Source organism: SAR202 cluster bacterium (assembly GCA_016872355.1).
Lineage (GTDB): Bacteria > Chloroflexota > Dehalococcoidia > Lucifugimonadales > VGZY01 > VGZY01.
On sequence record VGZY01000002.1, the window covers coordinates 1 to 15,195 of the forward strand.

The 15,195-nt window shown below is 62.7% G+C and carries 17 protein-coding genes; 9 read left to right on the top strand and 8 right to left on the bottom strand.

What is annotated here, in order from left to right; translation table 11 throughout:
• Nucleotides 1-571: 571 nt before the first annotated feature.
• The 5 genes from FJ319_00605 to pheA all read left to right on the top strand — a co-directional run bounded on the left by FJ319_00605 (nt 572) and on the right by pheA (nt 3,910).
• Nucleotides 572-1,333, top strand: a complete 762-nt coding sequence (locus FJ319_00605; GenBank protein ID MBM3932802.1) for a TrkA family potassium uptake protein — start codon at nt 572-574, stop codon at nt 1,331-1,333.
• Nucleotides 1,334-1,395: 62 nt separating this feature from the next.
• Nucleotides 1,396-1,890 carry a universal stress protein gene (locus tag FJ319_00610; protein MBM3932803.1) on the top strand — a complete coding sequence of 165 codons (495 nt, stop codon included), beginning with the start codon at nt 1,396-1,398 and terminating at the stop codon, nt 1,888-1,890.
• Entirely contained in the window at nt 1,782-2,366 is a 585-nt protein-coding gene (locus FJ319_00615; protein ID MBM3932804.1) for a TrkA family potassium uptake protein, read from the top strand. The genes FJ319_00610 and FJ319_00615 overlap by 109 nt, the downstream gene beginning before the upstream one ends.
• A 12-nt stretch (nt 2,367-2,378) precedes the next feature.
• On the top strand, nt 2,379-3,053 hold the full coding sequence (locus tag FJ319_00620) for a TrkA family potassium uptake protein (GenBank protein ID MBM3932805.1): 675 nt from the start codon (nt 2,379-2,381) through the stop codon (nt 3,051-3,053).
• The gene (gene pheA / locus FJ319_00625; protein ID MBM3932806.1) at nt 3,050-3,910 is read left to right on the top strand and encodes a prephenate dehydratase; all 861 of its coding nucleotides are present in this window, start codon (nt 3,050-3,052) and stop codon (nt 3,908-3,910) included. Before FJ319_00620 ends, pheA begins: the two co-directional genes overlap by 4 nt.
• 87 nt (nt 3,911-3,997) lie before the next feature.
• Here pheA and FJ319_00630 read toward each other — a convergent pair whose 3' ends face one another.
• The 4 genes from FJ319_00630 to FJ319_00645 form a co-directional block, all read right to left on the bottom strand.
• Nucleotides 3,998-4,222, bottom strand: a complete 225-nt coding sequence (locus tag FJ319_00630) for a YtxH domain-containing protein (protein ID MBM3932807.1) — start codon at nt 4,220-4,222, stop codon at nt 3,998-4,000.
• 127 nt (nt 4,223-4,349) lie between these two features.
• Entirely contained in the window at nt 4,350-4,658 is a 309-nt protein-coding gene (locus tag FJ319_00635) for a hypothetical protein (GenBank protein ID MBM3932808.1), read from the bottom strand.
• Nucleotides 4,659-4,797: 139 nt separating this feature from the next.
• Nucleotides 4,798-5,781 (bottom strand): hypothetical protein, encoded by a 984-nt coding sequence (locus FJ319_00640; GenBank protein ID MBM3932809.1) that lies wholly within the window; start codon nt 5,779-5,781, stop codon nt 4,798-4,800.
• Between the two features lies 1 nt (nt 5,782).
• Nucleotides 5,783-6,772 carry a dihydrodipicolinate synthase family protein gene (locus tag FJ319_00645; GenBank protein MBM3932810.1) on the bottom strand — a complete coding sequence of 330 codons (990 nt, stop codon included), beginning with the start codon at nt 6,770-6,772 and terminating at the stop codon, nt 5,783-5,785.
• 241 nt (nt 6,773-7,013) lie between these two features.
• Here FJ319_00645 and FJ319_00650 point away from each other — a divergent pair, with 241 nt between their 5' ends.
• A complete protein-coding gene (locus tag FJ319_00650) occupies nt 7,014-7,511 on the top strand; it encodes an RDD family protein (GenBank protein MBM3932811.1) in 498 nt (165 codons plus the stop codon).
• A 59-nt stretch (nt 7,512-7,570) separates the two neighbouring features.
• Here FJ319_00650 and FJ319_00655 read toward each other — a convergent pair whose 3' ends face one another.
• A complete protein-coding gene (locus FJ319_00655; GenBank protein MBM3932812.1) occupies nt 7,571-8,005 on the bottom strand; it encodes a DUF3052 domain-containing protein in 435 nt (144 codons plus the stop codon).
• Nucleotides 8,006-8,044: 39 nt separating this feature from the next.
• Between FJ319_00655 and FJ319_00660 the strand changes: the two genes are divergently transcribed.
• Nucleotides 8,045-8,461, top strand: a complete 417-nt coding sequence (locus FJ319_00660) for a VOC family protein (GenBank protein ID MBM3932813.1) — start codon at nt 8,045-8,047, stop codon at nt 8,459-8,461.
• 21 nt (nt 8,462-8,482) lie between these two features.
• Here FJ319_00660 and recG read toward each other — a convergent pair whose 3' ends face one another.
• The 3 genes from recG to FJ319_00675 form a co-directional block, all read right to left on the bottom strand.
• Nucleotides 8,483-10,912, bottom strand: coding sequence for an ATP-dependent DNA helicase RecG (gene recG / locus FJ319_00665; GenBank protein MBM3932814.1), 2,430 nt, complete (start codon nt 10,910-10,912; stop codon nt 8,483-8,485).
• 61 nt (nt 10,913-10,973) lie between these two features.
• Complete coding sequence (locus tag FJ319_00670) at nt 10,974-11,831, bottom strand: DegV family protein (protein MBM3932815.1); 858 nt, start codon at nt 11,829-11,831, stop codon at nt 10,974-10,976.
• 13 nt (nt 11,832-11,844) lie between these two features.
• Nucleotides 11,845-13,503, bottom strand: coding sequence for a DAK2 domain-containing protein (locus tag FJ319_00675; protein MBM3932816.1), 1,659 nt, complete (start codon nt 13,501-13,503; stop codon nt 11,845-11,847).
• 2 nt (nt 13,504-13,505) lie between these two features.
• Between FJ319_00675 and rpmB the strand changes: the two genes are divergently transcribed.
• Entirely contained in the window at nt 13,506-13,784 is a 279-nt protein-coding gene (gene rpmB / locus FJ319_00680) for a 50S ribosomal protein L28 (protein ID MBM3932817.1), read from the top strand.
• Between the two features lie 135 nt (nt 13,785-13,919).
• Complete coding sequence (locus tag FJ319_00685) at nt 13,920-15,170, top strand: glutamyl-tRNA reductase (GenBank protein MBM3932818.1); 1,251 nt, start codon at nt 13,920-13,922, stop codon at nt 15,168-15,170.
• Nucleotides 15,171-15,195: the final 25 nt, after the last annotated feature.

Genomic DNA, 15,195 nt, shown 5'->3' on the forward strand with positions numbered 1-15,195 from the left:
ACAGTGTGCTGTGCTTCCGATACCAGCGGACAGTGGCCGCGGATAACACGGTGAGCTTTGGTGGAGAGGACCTGCAGATCGAGCCTGACAGCGAGCGGAGCACATACGCCAGGGCGACCGTAGAGGTACAGGAGCGGCTGGACGGGCGCATCGTGGTCATGCACAAGGGGCGTGAGCTGGCCAGCACGGTTGCTCCCCTAAGACCCGCAGTCCTGCGAGCAAGGCGAAGAAAAGCTCAGGCGGGCAAGCGAGGAGAGGGGCGTGCTGGAGACGGGTCCGTCTCCAGCACGCCCCTCTCCTCGCCCAAGGATCGAAAGCTGGCTCCAGATCACCCTTGGAGATCGAGACTGACTCAACCAAAACCAGTCGTACTGACAAAATCACTGAGCAGTAAGACTGACAAAGTCATTGAGCATTGACACGCCTGAGTACTACGAAACTGCTATTCCGAGCGGGTGTGCGGGAGGCCGATTTACAGCCAGGAATTAAGGGCGGGTAGTCCATTGCGCTTATGGCGAGGGCGCCAGGCGACGGCGCGCGTGCATGAGCGCTCGCGGGATGCCGCGTGAATATGGGTCGTGCGGTTGACAGGGTTAGCTGGGCGAACATAGAATCGCAGGCAGTTGCCGCGCGTTCAACCGCGCCACGCGTAGCTTCCCGGAACGGGGTAGGCCCATTGAAGAAGCAGGTTGTCGTGATCGGTCTCGGCAGGTTCGGCTCAAGCGTGGCCCGCTCGCTGTATAACCTGGGCCACGACGTGCTTGCCATCGACGAAGAAGAGGACCGCGTGCAGACGATGATGGGCCAGGTCACCTTCCCCGTCGCAGGCGACGCCACGAGCGAGACCGTGCTGAAAGAGCTGGGCGTGCCGGACTACGACGCGGCGGTGGTGGCGATCGGCTCGAACATCGTGGCGAGCGTGATGACGACGGTGCTGCTGAAGACGCTTGGCGTGCCGTATATCGTAGCGCGCGCGCACAATGACCTGCACGGCAACACGCTGGAGCGCATCGGGGCGGACAAGGTGGTGCACGCCGAGTCGGAGATGGGCGTGCGGCTGGCGCACAACATGTTCAACCCGAACGTGCAGGAGTACCTGGAGCTGGCGCCCAACTTCGGCCTCAGCCGTATCAGGGCGCCGCAGGCGTTCGCCAACAAGACCCTGAAGGAGCTGGGATTCTCCAGTCCGCGCGACAAGTACGGGCTGGCTGTCCTGGCGGTCAAGCGCGGGCGGGACATCACGCTTAACCCGGACATAGACGACCGCCTGCATGCGGGCGACCTGCTCATCCTGGCCGGCAAGGACGAGCTGCTTGACCGGCTGCCAAGCTAGGTTGCGGGCCGCGCCGCGTGAACGATCGAACTATTGGCTGAGTGCCGGCAAGGACCGCTCTTATGCCTTTTCCAAAGCCATTCGGCGGGTCCCGCAAAGCGAAGGTCGGCGGCCTGCCCGCCATCCTGGTTGCGGTGACAGGCGATCCCTCTGACCTGCCTTCCGTCCAGGCGGCGTGCAATCTCCTGGACCCGGAAGGCGACCTGTATATCGTGTATGTAATCGAGGTAAGCCGAGGCCTGCCGGTAGACGCGGAGCTGGCCCCTGCGACGGCGAAGGGGGAAGAGGTGTTGCGGAAGGTTGAGGTGGTAGCGCGGGAGCTGCGGATCGAGCCGAAGGCCGGACTACTGCAGTCCAGAAAGGCCGGCCTTGCCATAGTCCAGGAGGCGATCGACAAGAAGGTCGACGCCGTAATTGTGGGCATCCCCTACAGGCAGGTCTACGGCGCATTCAGCATGGGCGAGACCGCACAATACGTTCTCACCCACGCGCCCTGCCGGGTAGTACTGTGGCGGGAAACCATCTCGCCCGCAACCGCGGGCAGGAGCATCAGGTAACCGGCGGGTCCGGTATCCAAGGAGAAGGGCCGTTGCTTGAGCTGACGCGCTCGGAGCACAAATTCAGAAGGGCAGTCATCCTGGGCTGCCGCCCATCGGCAATCGCAGTCGCGACCGCTCTTTCAGAACAGGGCTACACAGTGCACGTCATAGACGAAAGCACGGCGTGCCTGGACATGCTGCCCCAGGCGCGCGTGGCTGAGGGGAAGATCGTACCCCTGCTTTCCGTCAGAAACATACAGCAGGACCTTATCAAGGCAGAGATACGGGACGCGAATGTCTTCATGGCCATGACCGCCGTGGACACGATCAACATACTCGCGGCGCAGATGGCCAAGCACATGTACCAGACCCCCCTCGTTATCTGCAAGATCGACGACCCAACCGTGCAGAGCATATACAAGGACCTTGGAATCATCCCCATAAGCCCCACGGCGCTGGTGAGCCAGTACGCCCTGGAGGCCGTTCAGCCGTAGGGGGCCGACCGCATGCATATCATCATCGCCGGCGCGGGCAAGCTTCGGACGGCCCTCGCAAGGTGGCTGGTCAGCAACGGCCATGAAATCGCCGTCATCGAGGAAGATGCGACCAAATGCGCACTCCTCGACGAGGTGCTCGGCAGCGTATCCGTGCACGGCAGCTCGGTGGACGTATCGAAGCTGGCCCGAGCCGGCGCGAACCGCGCGAACGTTGTCATCGCCACTTCCGGGGACGATGACGTAAACCTTGTGACATGCCAGATAGCCAGGCAGCTCTTCGGGGCAGCCAGGACCGTTTCGGTTGTCAACTACCCTGAGCACGTGGAGCTATTCACCCTGCTTGGAATTGACGCGCCTGTCAGCGTCACATCCCTTCTGCTCACGCGGTTGCAGGAGAGCCTGTCCGGTCACGGTGTAGTACACCTGATGCCCATCGCCAACCACGAGGACAGGATGCTCGTATCGGTCAGGATTGCGCCCTCCTTCGGTAAGGTCGGAAGGCCGCTGAAGGAAATCGCCCTGGGAGAGGGCGCGCTTGCTGTGCTGGTCATCGGCCAGGACGGAGCGATAACGCTGCCTTCGCCGGAGACTCCTGTGCGCGCAGGGGACGAGGTTATTGTGGTAACCTCTTCCAACTGGCAGCAAGAGCTGCGAGACCTGCTTGTGGAAAGGCTCGAAAAGTGACCCAGTCCCCGAAACGCCTCGCCTACCTCGGCCCGGCGGGCACCTTCTCAGAGCTGGCGTGCGTTACCTACGGACCGGCGGACCTCCATCTCCCCTACCCCTCATTCCAGGCCGCCGTCTCCGCCGTGGACAGGGGCGAAGCGGACGAAGCCGTCCTGCCGATTGAGAACAGCATCGAAGGGCCCATTGCCATCAATGTGGACCTGCTGATACACGACTCCGATCTGCGCATCCGCAACGAGGTTGTGGTGCCGGTGTGGCACTACCTGATGGCGCACCCCGGCGCCAGCCTGGCCGACATCAAGGTGGTCTACTCTCACCCACAGCCGCTTGCCCAGTGCCGGAAGTACCTCTCGCGGAGCCTGCCGCAGGTGGAGCTGGTTGCATCGCTCAGCACGGCGGCCGCCGTGCAAGACATGATGAAGCTGGGGCGCGAGGTAGCCGCCATCGCTCCGAAGCGTGCGGCCGAGCTGTACGGGGCGACGATTCTCGTTGAGCGAATTGAGGACAACCCGAGCAACATGACGCGCTTCGTTGTGCTGGGTCGCACGGACCATCCGCGCACGGGGCGGGACAAGACATCCATCTGCTTCTCGTTCGCAGCGGATGCGCCTGGAATCCTCTACAGCGTCCTGGGGGAGTTCGCCACGCGCAAGATCAACATGGAGAAAATTGAGTCGCGCCCAACAAAGCAGAGCCTTGGCAGATACGTCTTCCTCGTGGACCTTGAAGGCCACCGGGAGGACCGGCTGCTGGGCGATGCGTTGGAAGCGGTGAAGAAGCAGGTCTCCATGTTCAAGGTGTTCGGGTCGTATCCGAAGTTTGAAGGTCCAACCAACGGCTCGCCCGGCCAGTAGGCCCGCAGCGGGAAAGAAACACCAGAGGACCGGCGCAATGCCGGTCCTCTGTATTTTTCGACTTATTCGGGAAAACTAGGCCTGGGACTAGGACTGCTCGCCGTTAGCGCCATCGGCGGACTTGCCGCGATTGGAGATCCGGCCGGCCAGCGGCGCCACGCGCTCGTTGACCTGCTCTCGCACGTTTTCAACCTTGGGGCCGACCTTTTCCTTCAGGCTGGCCGCCATTTCCTCGGCCTGATGGCGGAGCTTATCGCCGCGGTCCATCAGCTCTTGCCGCGTGTCCTTGCCGGACTTCGGCGCCATCAGCATGCCAACAACTACGCCCAGCGCCGCACCAAGGATGAAGGCAAAATGCCTGTCATCATGCCTGCCGCGCCCGCCGCTGCTACCCTATCCGAATCTGTGTCATAGTGTGCCATGGGTCCACCTCGGTTTGTTAGTTTTCGTCTCTGTCCTTCTTCTTCCTCCGCCCCATCGAGAATCCCCGCATGAATGCCGCGAACTTGCCTGCCGTAAACGCAGTGCCCGCACCCGCCGCAGCCGTCGCGGCTATTGTCTTTTGAAGGGTTGCCACTGTCTCTCCCACTTTTTTGGTGGTCCTATCCACCGTGGCCATGAGCTTCTTCACCTTGCTATACAGGAGGAGGGCGATAACTATAAGGATAACAAGGAAAAGGATGAAGATTACGTCTCGGATGATGCTTGCAATGTACTCAATCCACTGAAGCCATACGGGTACGTCCAAGGAAATCCCTTTGTCGGTGATTTCGGGCCACTTGACTCCATCGTAGCATGGGGTAAAAATGGCCGCAACACGCGGAAATCACAAAGGGGATAACGTTTGCCTCATCCCCTTTGTTAGTGATTTTTGGATTGAATTTCTGCTAGGGCTGAACGAGCATCCTTACGGACTGGCCGTCCTTGCGCTGGGTAAGCACACGATGGCCCCCCTTCTCCGCCCAGACGATCACATCGTACGTGTTCAGCGCGTCCGGGATTATAACCTCAACGAACGATCCCCTGTCCGCCTGGACCTGCGCGGTGAGAGCAGCGATGATGCCGGCGCAGGTCTTGCCCGTGCCGTCGATGATCACCCACCCTCCCTTGTGGCCATTGCCGTTGCCGTTCGCGTGAGCGCCGTCGCGCACGTCGATAGCACCGGCCTTGCGCAGGTCGACTTGCCGCTTGAATTCAGCCACTGCCTCCCAGTGCACCCCGTCGTTCCTATCGCCCTTGGAGCAGACCGCGCCGCGCACGCCAACGATGTCCGGGTTAATGCGGGCCAGTTCATCCAGATTATCGAGCTTCAGGTGGCCGGAAAGCGCCGTGCTCATGCCGAGCTGCTTGCCCTCGAAAACCAACTCGCGGAGGGTTGGCTCGGGGATGAAGTCGAAGAGGTTCCGCCCGTCCTTGGTGAGCGTGTCGATCAGCCAGCCGTCGCACTTGCCGTCCTTGGCAAGCTCCACCATGCGAAGCGGGTCCAGGCCGCAGTCGTACAGGAGATTGTCTGCGAACAGGGAGCCGATGAGCTTCGTCTCTGTGCCCTTGAGAGCTTCTTTTGAGGCGAGAAGAGTCTCAACCGCCAGAGCGTACTCGGTCTGCATGAAGCCTACCTTCACGGAGGTGGCCCCGAGCACGCCCGCGGCGTACACCGCCATGGCGACGGTGCCGACCTGGTTAGGCACGACGCCGAGGGTGACGCTGGCGTGGTGCGGATATGGGACCGCCTCGCGCACCTGCTTGACCACCCAGGGGTTGGCCGAGCCAACGAGGGCCTCCTGGAGATTCTTAACGTCGACGATGTCCGCGCCGCCCTTCAGCGCCTGCATCGCCTCTTCCAGGTTCTGAACGCTCACCATGAGAATCATGTTAATCACCCACCGTTGAAGGCACTTTGGATTGGACTGCCAGGATATCGGCCTTCAGCTCTTCTTTTTCATCCGGAGTCAGGTCGACGAGCGGGGGCCGGACTCCGCCGCCGGCCATTCCCATAACCTCGCCCCAGTGCTTGCACATCGCCGCCGGGAGAACGCCGCCGGCCTGCTGCACCATACGCTGCCACCACCTGTCCGAGACCGCCTTGATGGGGCGGATACGCGAATCGTAGAAGTTGTCGTCGATGTCGCCTGCGGTGGCGCGGTCTATGAACTCCGTGTAGTAGTTTGCGCCGGGCCGGTCGAACCGCCAGTCCGACGTGTTGGCAAACATCACCTGCTGCCGGATGCCCAGCTCCCTGCCCTTTAAGAGAATCCACTCATCCGGGGCGCTGATGATGGCATCCTTGCCTATCGTCCGGTGCGCCTCGATGGTGATATCGCGGTTGAAGCTCGCCTCTTTCACACCAACGACATTCGGGATCGCGCAAAGCTCCTTGAGGGCCGGCGCACCGAGGACGATGCCGAACTGCGGCGAATTATAGAACATAATCGCCAGGTCCGTCTTACCCGCCAGCAGGCGGACGAAGTCGATAACCTGAGACTCCTTGCGCGTCACAATATAAGGAGGGGCGACAATCAGGAGTTCGATTCCCGCCGACTGAGCGTAGTCGGCTAGCAATGTCGCTTCCTTAATAGAGGTGTGCGTCACGTGGGCGGCGGTTAGCCATTCCCCGCGGCTTTCGTCCGCGAGGATGTCGTAAACCTTGAAGCGCTCCTCGCGGGTCAGGCTCCAGAACTCTCCCATTCCCCAGGTTGCACCCGCGCCACGTGCGCCAAGACTTCGGATATGGCGGATGTTCCTCCGGAGGCCGGCTTCGTCGACCTGGTCGTCAGGGCTGAACGGGGTTACGAGTGTTGACCACTGCCCCGTCAGGTTATCCCAGGCCCAGTCCCTCGCTTCGCCCTTCGTGTAGTGTGCCATGTGGACTCCTGCCTGCCGCGCTCCCGTCCCGGTCGAAACTAAGACTGGGCGCAACAGCGAACGGGTCGAATAGTCGATTGTGAAATCCGTAACATTCCGCGTCTATGATATTCAGCAGCACTTTTCGATGTCAATTATAGAGGGTTTCGTGCGGCGTGTTAATTGACCGGCCGGGCGGCAGTCGCTAGGATATCGGCTATCGTTGCGGACGGGTCCCCGGCAACTTGTAGGAGGCGTTCTCATGGCAACCAATGCTACTGATACGGCAAATCGCATGAGCTCCGATTCACCTGAACCTGGCGAGACTCAAAAGGCCGGGGCGCTCATACGCCTGGCCGCCGGGCTAATCGACCTCGTCGTTATGGGTATCCCGGCTCTCCTGCTGGTCTCAATATTCATGGATGTTACAGCCAACCCGGACGCGACGCCTCTCGAAAGCCTCTTTTCTACGGCGAACCTATTGCAGGGGTTCATCATTCTGATTGTTACGGTGCTCATGCTCGTGAACTGGGACGGCCGAACGCCCGGGAAGAAGATCCTCAATCTCCGCATCGTCAGCTACCCAGGCAATGGCGAGCTCTCTTACTACGTCGCCACATTGCGCAGCCTGCTTAGCCTCACGGGCGCATTCACCATCGGCCTCGGATACCTGGTCATGGGAATTATGATAGCCACACGAGCGGACCGGCGGGGCTATCACGACATTCTGGCGGGAACGTGCGTGATAAGAGAACGATGAAGTATGAATGATGAAGTATGAAGTTAACAGCCAGAGAGTCCGGATGGGTCATTCATCATTCATAATTCTCCCCTGTCCTTCAACCGCCGCACGAACTTGAGGCCGGACCAGACGCGGTCTACTGCGCAGACCTTAACGTCCACCAGGCCGCAGCTGAGGCCGATGTCCCTAACAACCTTCTCGGTCAGGTCAGTCATGACGCGGGACGACCCTTTCGGCCATGAGACCCAGAGCATACCGTCCCTCGCCAGCATTTCCCGCAGGCGGGGAAACTCATGGGCAAGCTCCCCGGCCGAAGTTGTGAAGACCTGGATGAAGGGGGACCCAGGCTGCGCCTCGCCGGTCACCGTCACGCCGTCCGGCAGCGGAGCGAGCGTTTCATCGTAGCCCTCGGGCGCGTTCAGCAGAACGATGGTCATGCCGGCCTTGATTCCGAGTTTTTTCGCCAGCGGTGTGCCTGAGTACCCCGCAGTTGTGGCGCCGCTATCCCGCATCTGGTCTGACTCCCGTTTGACCTGTGAAGGAGCGACTGAATGGAGCCTAGAATCAGTATGATAACGCTCGGCGTGTCCGATCTGGAACGCGCCCTGCGCTTCTATCGCGACGGCCTCGGTCTGCCGGTGAGAGGGGACGCAGGCGGCGGAGTTGCCTTTTTCGTCCTGCACGGCACATGGCTTTCTCTTTTCCCTCGGGCTGAGCTGGCGAAAGACACCGGCGTTAAGATGGAAGGCCGAGGGTACCAGGCCTTCTCGCTCGCGTACAACGTGCGGAACAAGGCGGATGTGAAGCCGGTGCTGGAGCAGGCCGTCGCAGCCGGAGCGACGCTGGTGAAGCCGGCACAGGACGTGTTCTGGGGCGGGCACGCCGGGTACTTCGCAGACCCGGACGGCTTCCTGTGGGAGGTTGCCTGGAACCCGCACTTCTGGGTGGGGCCGGAGGCGCTAACGTAGAGACCCCCCGGTGGGTCGTCCCTACGACATTTCGTCCGTCAGGCCGGCCTCGTATGCCTTGAGGCGTTGTGCGAGGGCGGCGTGCTCCGGCCTGGCCAGGTCAGGATCGGACTCCAGGATGTGGCGCGCCTCGGCGCGGGCCATGGCGATGATGTCCTGGTCGGACAGCTTCGCCACGCGCAGGCTGGGCAGGCCGCTCTGCCGTGTGCCGAGGTAATCGCCGGGGCCGCGGAGCTTCAGGTCCTCCTCTGCAAGCTCGAAACCGTCCGACAGGTGCTCGACCAGCTTGAGCCGCTTTCGCGCCTCCTCGCCGGGTTCGTCCGCCAGCAGCAGGCAGTAGCTTTCGAACTTCCCGCGCCCTACTCTGCCCCTGAACTGGTGGAGCTGCGCCAGGCCAAAGCGGTCTGCTCCGTCGATCAGCATTACCGTCGCATTCGGGACATCGATCCCCACCTCAACGACCGGCGTTGAGACGAGGATATTCGTCTTTCCCTGCACGAACTGCTCCATCGCCGCGGCCTTCTCCCTGAGCGGCATCTTGCCGTGGAGGAGCCCCAGCTTGAGCTCCCGAAAGACCTGCTTTGAAAGCCGTTCGTACTCCTCCACAGCCGCGCGGGTCTGGACCGCCTCCGAGCCTTCAATGAACGGGCACACGACGAACGCCTGCCGGCCAAGCTCCACCTGGGCGCGAATGAAGTTATATGCGGACTGGCGCCGGTCCGGCTCCACCCACCGCGTGCGGATCCGCTGGCGTCCCGGGGGCATCTCGTCGATGGCGGATACGTCCAGCTCGCCGTACAGCGTCAGTTGTAGCGAACGGGGTATCGGCGTGGCCGACATTGCAAGCAGGTGCGGCCTTGTCCCCTTCTCCCGCAGGGCCGCGCGCTGCATCACACCGAAGCGGTGCTGCTCGTCCACAACGGCAATCGCAAGCCGGGGCAGCGCGACGCTGTCCTGAAGGACCGCGTGCGTCCCGATGACCAGGTCGATTTCGCCGGAGGACGCCTGCTGCTGTATCTCCCGCTTCACCTTTTGAGACAGGCTTCCCAGCAAGAGCCCAATGACGAGCGGCCTGGGCAGACCCTCGTAGGTGACGGCGATGACGTTATCGCTCAGGGCGACGGTCGGCTTGCCGGAGAGCATCCTGCGGATGCTGAGAAAGTGCTGCTCGGCAAGGATGGCGGTCGGGGCCACAAGAGCGCCCTGATAGCCGTTGGCGACGGCCATCAACAGTGCCATAAATGCGACAACGGTCTTGCCGCTGCCCACGTCACCCTGCAGGAGCCTGCTCATCGGCTTCGTGCTCTGGATATCCCCAAGCACCTCATTCAGAACGCGCGCTTGGGCATCCGTCAGGTTGAACGGCAGCGAGCGCTGGAAGGCGAAGAGCATTTCCCGGTCTACCTTCAGCGCCACCCCGGTTTCCTCGACCTGCCATGCCTGCTTGCGGGACATTACGGCCATCTGCAACATGAAGAGCTCGTCAAATGCAAGCCGGCGGCGGGACGATTCGAGGTCTTCCTTGCCCGAGGGGAAGTGCATTCCTGATATGGCGTTCCGGATGCCTGAGAGGCCGGTGCGGTGGCGTGTCGAATCGGGGAGGTACTCACCGACATGGGTCAGCGCGCCGTCCAGCGCCTGCTTTACGTAGCCTCGCAGCGATCGCTGGTAGAGTCCTTCCACCAGAGGGTAGACGGGCACCAGGCGGCCCGTGTGGAGTAGGTCTTCCTGTCCCGCCAGGACCTCATATTCCGGGTTTTCGAAGACGAAGGCGCCCCGGAAGGCGGTCGCCTTGCCGCTCAGGACAATGCGGTCGTTGACCTTGAGCGTCCTTGCGACCCAGGGCTGGTTGAACCACGTTACACGCACATTGCCCGTGTCGTCGCCCATGACCGCCTGTGTTGATCGCTTTGAGCCTAGCTGCGTCTCGGTTGCCTCCCACACGTTGACGACAACGGTCTGCTCCTCGCCGAACTTCAGCTCGGAGACGGTGCGGATTTTCGAGTAGTCGCTGTGCCGGTGCGGGAAGAGGTAGATGAGGTCTTCCACCCGCTCAACGCCCAGCCGCTTGAGCTTTGGGACGGTCTTGTCGGTGACGTAGCGGAGGACGGTCACGGGGTCGCTGAGCTTTATCGGCGCGGCAAGCTTCCCGGCCGTTTTGCGTGATGGCGTCGAGGGCTTCGCAGGGGTAGCCGAGGTCGCGCCGTTGGCCGCCGGGACCGGCGCGGCGTTTATCTTGTCGATCGCGCGCTTCGCCCAATCCTTGCGCTCTTCAGGCGTGCGAGAAGAGTACGATGGGTAGTTCCCCAGTACCGGCTTGAGCTCGCCTTCCCACCTGGTCAGGAAGGAGTCCAGGCCGCCAATGACGGCCTTGTCCAGGAAGCCTTCCGCGGCCTCCTTTGCGAGCATTTTGCGGAGAAGCTCAGTTTTCGGGGGTGTGGGTGTAGCCATGCCAGCACAATTGTACTACGTGTGGGGTGAACGGCAAGCGCGATTGGCGTTAACAGTACCCTTACGACGGGCGGGCGCCATCCGCCTTGAGCAGGCCGATCCCGACGGCGCCCGGGCCCACGTGGGTGCCGACGCCGGGTCCGAAGCGCGCGACGAACGGCTCCTTGCGCACGGGCAAGAGGTCCTTGAGCCGGCCGGCGATCTCGTGAGCTATCTGGGGGTCCGTGCAGTATGCGACGCACAGCTCCTCGATGGGCGCGTACCCGCGCGCCGCCTCTTCAAGCGCCGCAACGCCTTTGGCAAAGGTGCGCGCCTTACCGAGCGGCTGGACTTCGCCATCTCGGACGATGATCATGGGCTTGATCTTTAGAATCGTACCAAGCAACGCCTGCGCCTTGCCGATCCTTCCGCCCTTCTGGAGGAACTCCAGGGTGTCGAACAGGGCTATGCACTGCGCCCGGCCCATGGCGCTGTTTGCGACACTGACGACCTCCGACACGGGCGCTCCACGGTTGGCCGCCCACGCGGCAGCGATGGCGACCATCGCGAGGCCCAGAGACGCCTGGAACGTGTCTATCACCTCTATCGGGCAGGAGACCTTGGCCTCGGACTTGGCCTGGTTGGCTGCGTTGTACGTGCCGCTCACCTTGGAGGAGACGTGGACGGAGACGATGGCATCGGCGTCCTTCGCTACTCGCTCGTAAGCCTCCACGAAGTCTCCAATTGATGGCGCGGACGTTGTTGGCATGACCGGCCCGTCGATCAGGCGCTTGTAGAAGTCGTCCGGCGCTATTTCAACACCGTCCTTGAAGGTCTTCTCGCCGAAGATGACCTTCACGGGGACAACGGTAATACCCAGGCTCTTTGCCAGCTCCAGGGGCAGGTCGGAAGCGCTGTCTGTCACTACTTTGACGGGCATTTGATTATCCTTCCTACTCAATGGAAATTATGAAGTGGTAGTGCGGCTGTCCGCCGTACACAAGCTCGCATTCAACGCCTACGAAGGCCTCTCCGATGGACTTCAGGGTCGCTTCGGCATCCTCTTCCGAGACCGGCGCGCCGCGGTATAGCGTCACGAGGCTGCCCGCCGATGCATCCGCTTTCTCCAGCAGCGCGCGCACGAGGCCGGGAAGCGAGTCCCCCGCCGCGACAACCTGCCTGTCCAGCAGGCCGATCAGGGCGCCGGCCCGGACGGTCACGCCGTCCAGCTCAATGTCGCGGATGGCGGTGGTCACCTCGCCTGTGCGTATGCCCTCGATCGCGGACTCCATCTCCTTGAGATTGCCGTCCAGCCCGCTGTCCGGGTTGAAGGCGAACAGCGCTGCGACGGCCTGGGGGATGGACCTGGTAGGTATGACTTTCGCCGGCTTTGAAGCCAGCTCCGCGGCCTGCCTCGCCGCCGGGATGATGTTGCCGTTATTGGGGAGCACGACGACGCTTCCGCCGGGCGCCTGCTCTATCGCAAGCAGGATTTCTCGCACGCTGGGGTTCATCGTATCGCCGCCCTGGATGATCGTCGCGACGCCCAGGTCGGTCAGGACCGCCGCCATCCCCTCGCCCGCTGCGACCGCAATGACCGAGATATCCGATGCGGTCGCCTCCTGCCTGCGCGCCGCCGCGAACTCGACGTGCTGCTCGTCCATGTTCTCGATCTTGACTTGCGCCAGCGTGCCGTACCGGACGCCGGCGCTCAGCACCTTGCCAGGGTCCTCGGCGTGAACGTGCACCTTCACCATCGTGTCATCCCCCACGACGACGGCGGAGCGCGCCGTTTCGGCCATGAGCGCCCGGACGGCATCGACGTCCAGCCCTGCGCCCTTGATTATGAACTGCGTGCAGTAGCCGTACATCTCATCGTCGGCGTCCTGGAGGAACGCGTTGGAAACCCGGCCGGCCGGAGACCCCTGCCTGAAATGAGCGGCGACGGCGTCCGGAGTAACGAGAGCCTCCCCCGCGAGGTGGCGTCGCATGCCCTCGAGAATTATCGCGAGGCCCTGCCCTCCGGCGTCCACCACGCCGGCCTTGCGGAGGACCTCGAGCATGGAGGGCGTGCGGGCCACGGCATCGTTGGCGGCGTCAACCGCGGATGCCACAACACCCAGGACTGTGCGTTTGCCGTCCAGACCATCGTTGGCAGCGGCCGCGGCGCTGGTTATAACAGTAAGGATGGTCCCCTCTACGGGCTTGCCTACCGCCTTGTACGAGTATGCGCGCGCCTGGTTGAGGGCTGCGGCGAGCTCGCGCGGGCCGAAGTTCACCGAGCCGGAGAGGCCGGTGGAGAGGCCCTTGAAGAACTGCGAGAGGATAACGCCGCTGTTCCCCTTGGCGCCCATGATGGCGCCCTTCGCCATGGCGGCGGCAACGGCGCTCGCAGGCGCGCTGTGAAGGGGAGCGGCCTCTTCGTTTACGGCCTTCAGGGTGAGAAACATGTTCGTGCCCGTATCGCCGTCCGGGACCGGGTAAACGTTCAGCGCGTTGATCGCCTGGACGTTCTGCTCCAGCAGCCGGGCCGCCGCCGACAGCATCGCCTTGAGGTCGTCGCCGTCAAGCCGCTCCTCGCCCTTTCTTGACTCTGCTCCACCATTTACCAAGGTTGCCTGCCGGGGTATGTTATGATATATTTTCCGGGTTAAGCTCGGATTCTACTTCAAGACCAATTTACAGTCAAAAGGCCTACTCCACAATGCGATGTGAAATCTGCCTCAAGTCCAGCTCCTCCGGCTACAACGTGAGCCATTCCAAGAGGCACACGAAGACCAGCTTCGTGGCCAACATTCAGAAGGCCACGGTTTTCAAGAACGGAGAGTCGAAGAAGATGACTCTCTGCACGCGCTGCCTCAGGACCCAGTACAAGTCCGCGACCAAGGTATAGCGCGCGGCCCCGAGAATCACCGGCTCCCGGCGGCATAACTGCCCAGAAGCGGTAGACAGAGCCACCAATCCAGCTAACACCTACCTAACACTCGTGCGCGATGCATTTTCGCCGCGCATTATGTAGTCTGGATTCATGCAAATCCTCCTCACAGGCCTAAATCACAAGACTGCCCCGGTAGAGGTCCGGGAGCGCGTCTCCTTCTCGAAGGAGCAGCTCTCCCGCGCGCTGCCGTTGCTGGCGGCCAGGACCGGCGAGGCTGTGGTGCTCTCCACCTGTAACCGTACCGAGGTATACACCGCCACCGACAGCCCCGAGGACTCGGCGCTCGAGATCCGCAGCTTCCTTGCCGACTTTCACGGCGTCGCGATGGGCGACGTTTCTCCTCACCTGTACGACCGCGCAGGCCGCGAGGCTGTGCACCACCTTTTCACCGTTTCTGCCGGCCTTGACTCTATGATTTTGGGCGAGTCCCAAATACTTGGCCAGGTCCGGACGGCATTCGCACTCGCCGCCGAGCACGGCGCAGTCGCATCCGAAGTGTCGCGCCTCTTCCACCGAGCCATCCGAACCGGCCGCCGGGTGCGCGAAGAGACTGAGATATCGCGCAACGCACTCTCGATCAGCTACGCGGCAGTGCAGCTTGCCCAAAAAGTAATGGGCAGGCTCGCAGGCAAGCGCGTGCTCCTGATAGGCGCCGGCGATGCCGGCCAGCTTGTCGCCCGGGCGCTGCGCACCACAGGCGCGGCGGACCTTATGATCGCCAACCGCACGCTCTCCCGGGCCGAGGAGCTCGCCTCCGAGCTGTCCGGCCGCGCGGTGCCGTTCGCCGATATCCCGTCCGCCCTGATCGACGCCGATATCGTCATCGCCGCCACCGAGGCGCCGGAGTTCGTCCTGCGCACGTCCGACCTCAAGGCCGCGTTCGCGCACCGCAACGCCCGCCCGGTATTCCTGTTCGACCTCTCCGTCCCGCTCAACATCGACCCGCAGACGGCGAAGCTGGACGGCGTGAGCCTCTACGACATCGACGACCTATCGGCCATCGCCGAGGAGAACCTTCAAAATCGCCGCAACGCCGCCGACGCCGCCGCGAAGATCGTGGATGAGGAGACGGACGCCTTCATGTCGTGGTGGAGCACACTGGACGCGCTGCCGCTGGTCAAGTCGCTCCGCGCCCAGGCGGAGGATACCCGCGCCCGCGAGCTCGCCCGCGCCGTCCGCAAGCTCGGCGACCTCCCCCCCGAGCAGCTTGAGATCATCGACGCCCTCACCCGTTCCATCACCAACCGCCTCCTCCACGACCCCACCCTCGCCCTCAAGCAGGCCGACGAAGCCGAGCTCAAGGCCATCCGCGCGCTGCTGGGCATGGACGAGGGACATTAGCTCACGCGGGCGGCCCGTTCCTTCG

Excerpts from the sequence above, each read along its gene's own strand:
- FJ319_00685 (MBM3932818.1), top strand. The coding sequence starts at position 13,920 with ATGCAAATCCTCCTCACAGGCCTAAATCACAAGACTGCCCCGGTAGAG.
- recG (MBM3932814.1), bottom strand. The coding sequence starts at position 10,912 with ATGGCTACACCCACACCCCCGAAAACTGAGCTTCTCCGCAAAATGCTC.
- FJ319_00640 (MBM3932809.1), bottom strand. The coding sequence starts at position 5,781 with ATGATTCTCATGGTGAGCGTTCAGAACCTGGAAGAGGCGATGCAGGCG.
- FJ319_00620 (MBM3932805.1), top strand. The coding sequence starts at position 2,379 with ATGCATATCATCATCGCCGGCGCGGGCAAGCTTCGGACGGCCCTCGCA.
- FJ319_00630 (MBM3932807.1), bottom strand. The coding sequence starts at position 4,222 with ATGCTGATGGCGCCGAAGTCCGGCAAGGACACGCGGCAAGAGCTGATG.
- FJ319_00610 (MBM3932803.1), top strand. The coding sequence starts at position 1,396 with ATGCCTTTTCCAAAGCCATTCGGCGGGTCCCGCAAAGCGAAGGTCGGC.
- FJ319_00650 (MBM3932811.1), top strand. The coding sequence starts at position 7,014 with ATGGCAACCAATGCTACTGATACGGCAAATCGCATGAGCTCCGATTCA.
- FJ319_00605 (MBM3932802.1), top strand. The coding sequence starts at position 572 with ATGGGTCGTGCGGTTGACAGGGTTAGCTGGGCGAACATAGAATCGCAG.
- FJ319_00645 (MBM3932810.1), bottom strand. The coding sequence starts at position 6,772 with ATGGCACACTACACGAAGGGCGAAGCGAGGGACTGGGCCTGGGATAAC.
- FJ319_00670 (MBM3932815.1), bottom strand. The coding sequence starts at position 11,831 with ATGCCCGTCAAAGTAGTGACAGACAGCGCTTCCGACCTGCCCCTGGAG.
- FJ319_00655 (MBM3932812.1), bottom strand. The coding sequence starts at position 8,005 with ATGCGGGATAGCGGCGCCACAACTGCGGGGTACTCAGGCACACCGCTG.
- FJ319_00660 (MBM3932813.1), top strand. The coding sequence starts at position 8,045 with ATGGAGCCTAGAATCAGTATGATAACGCTCGGCGTGTCCGATCTGGAA.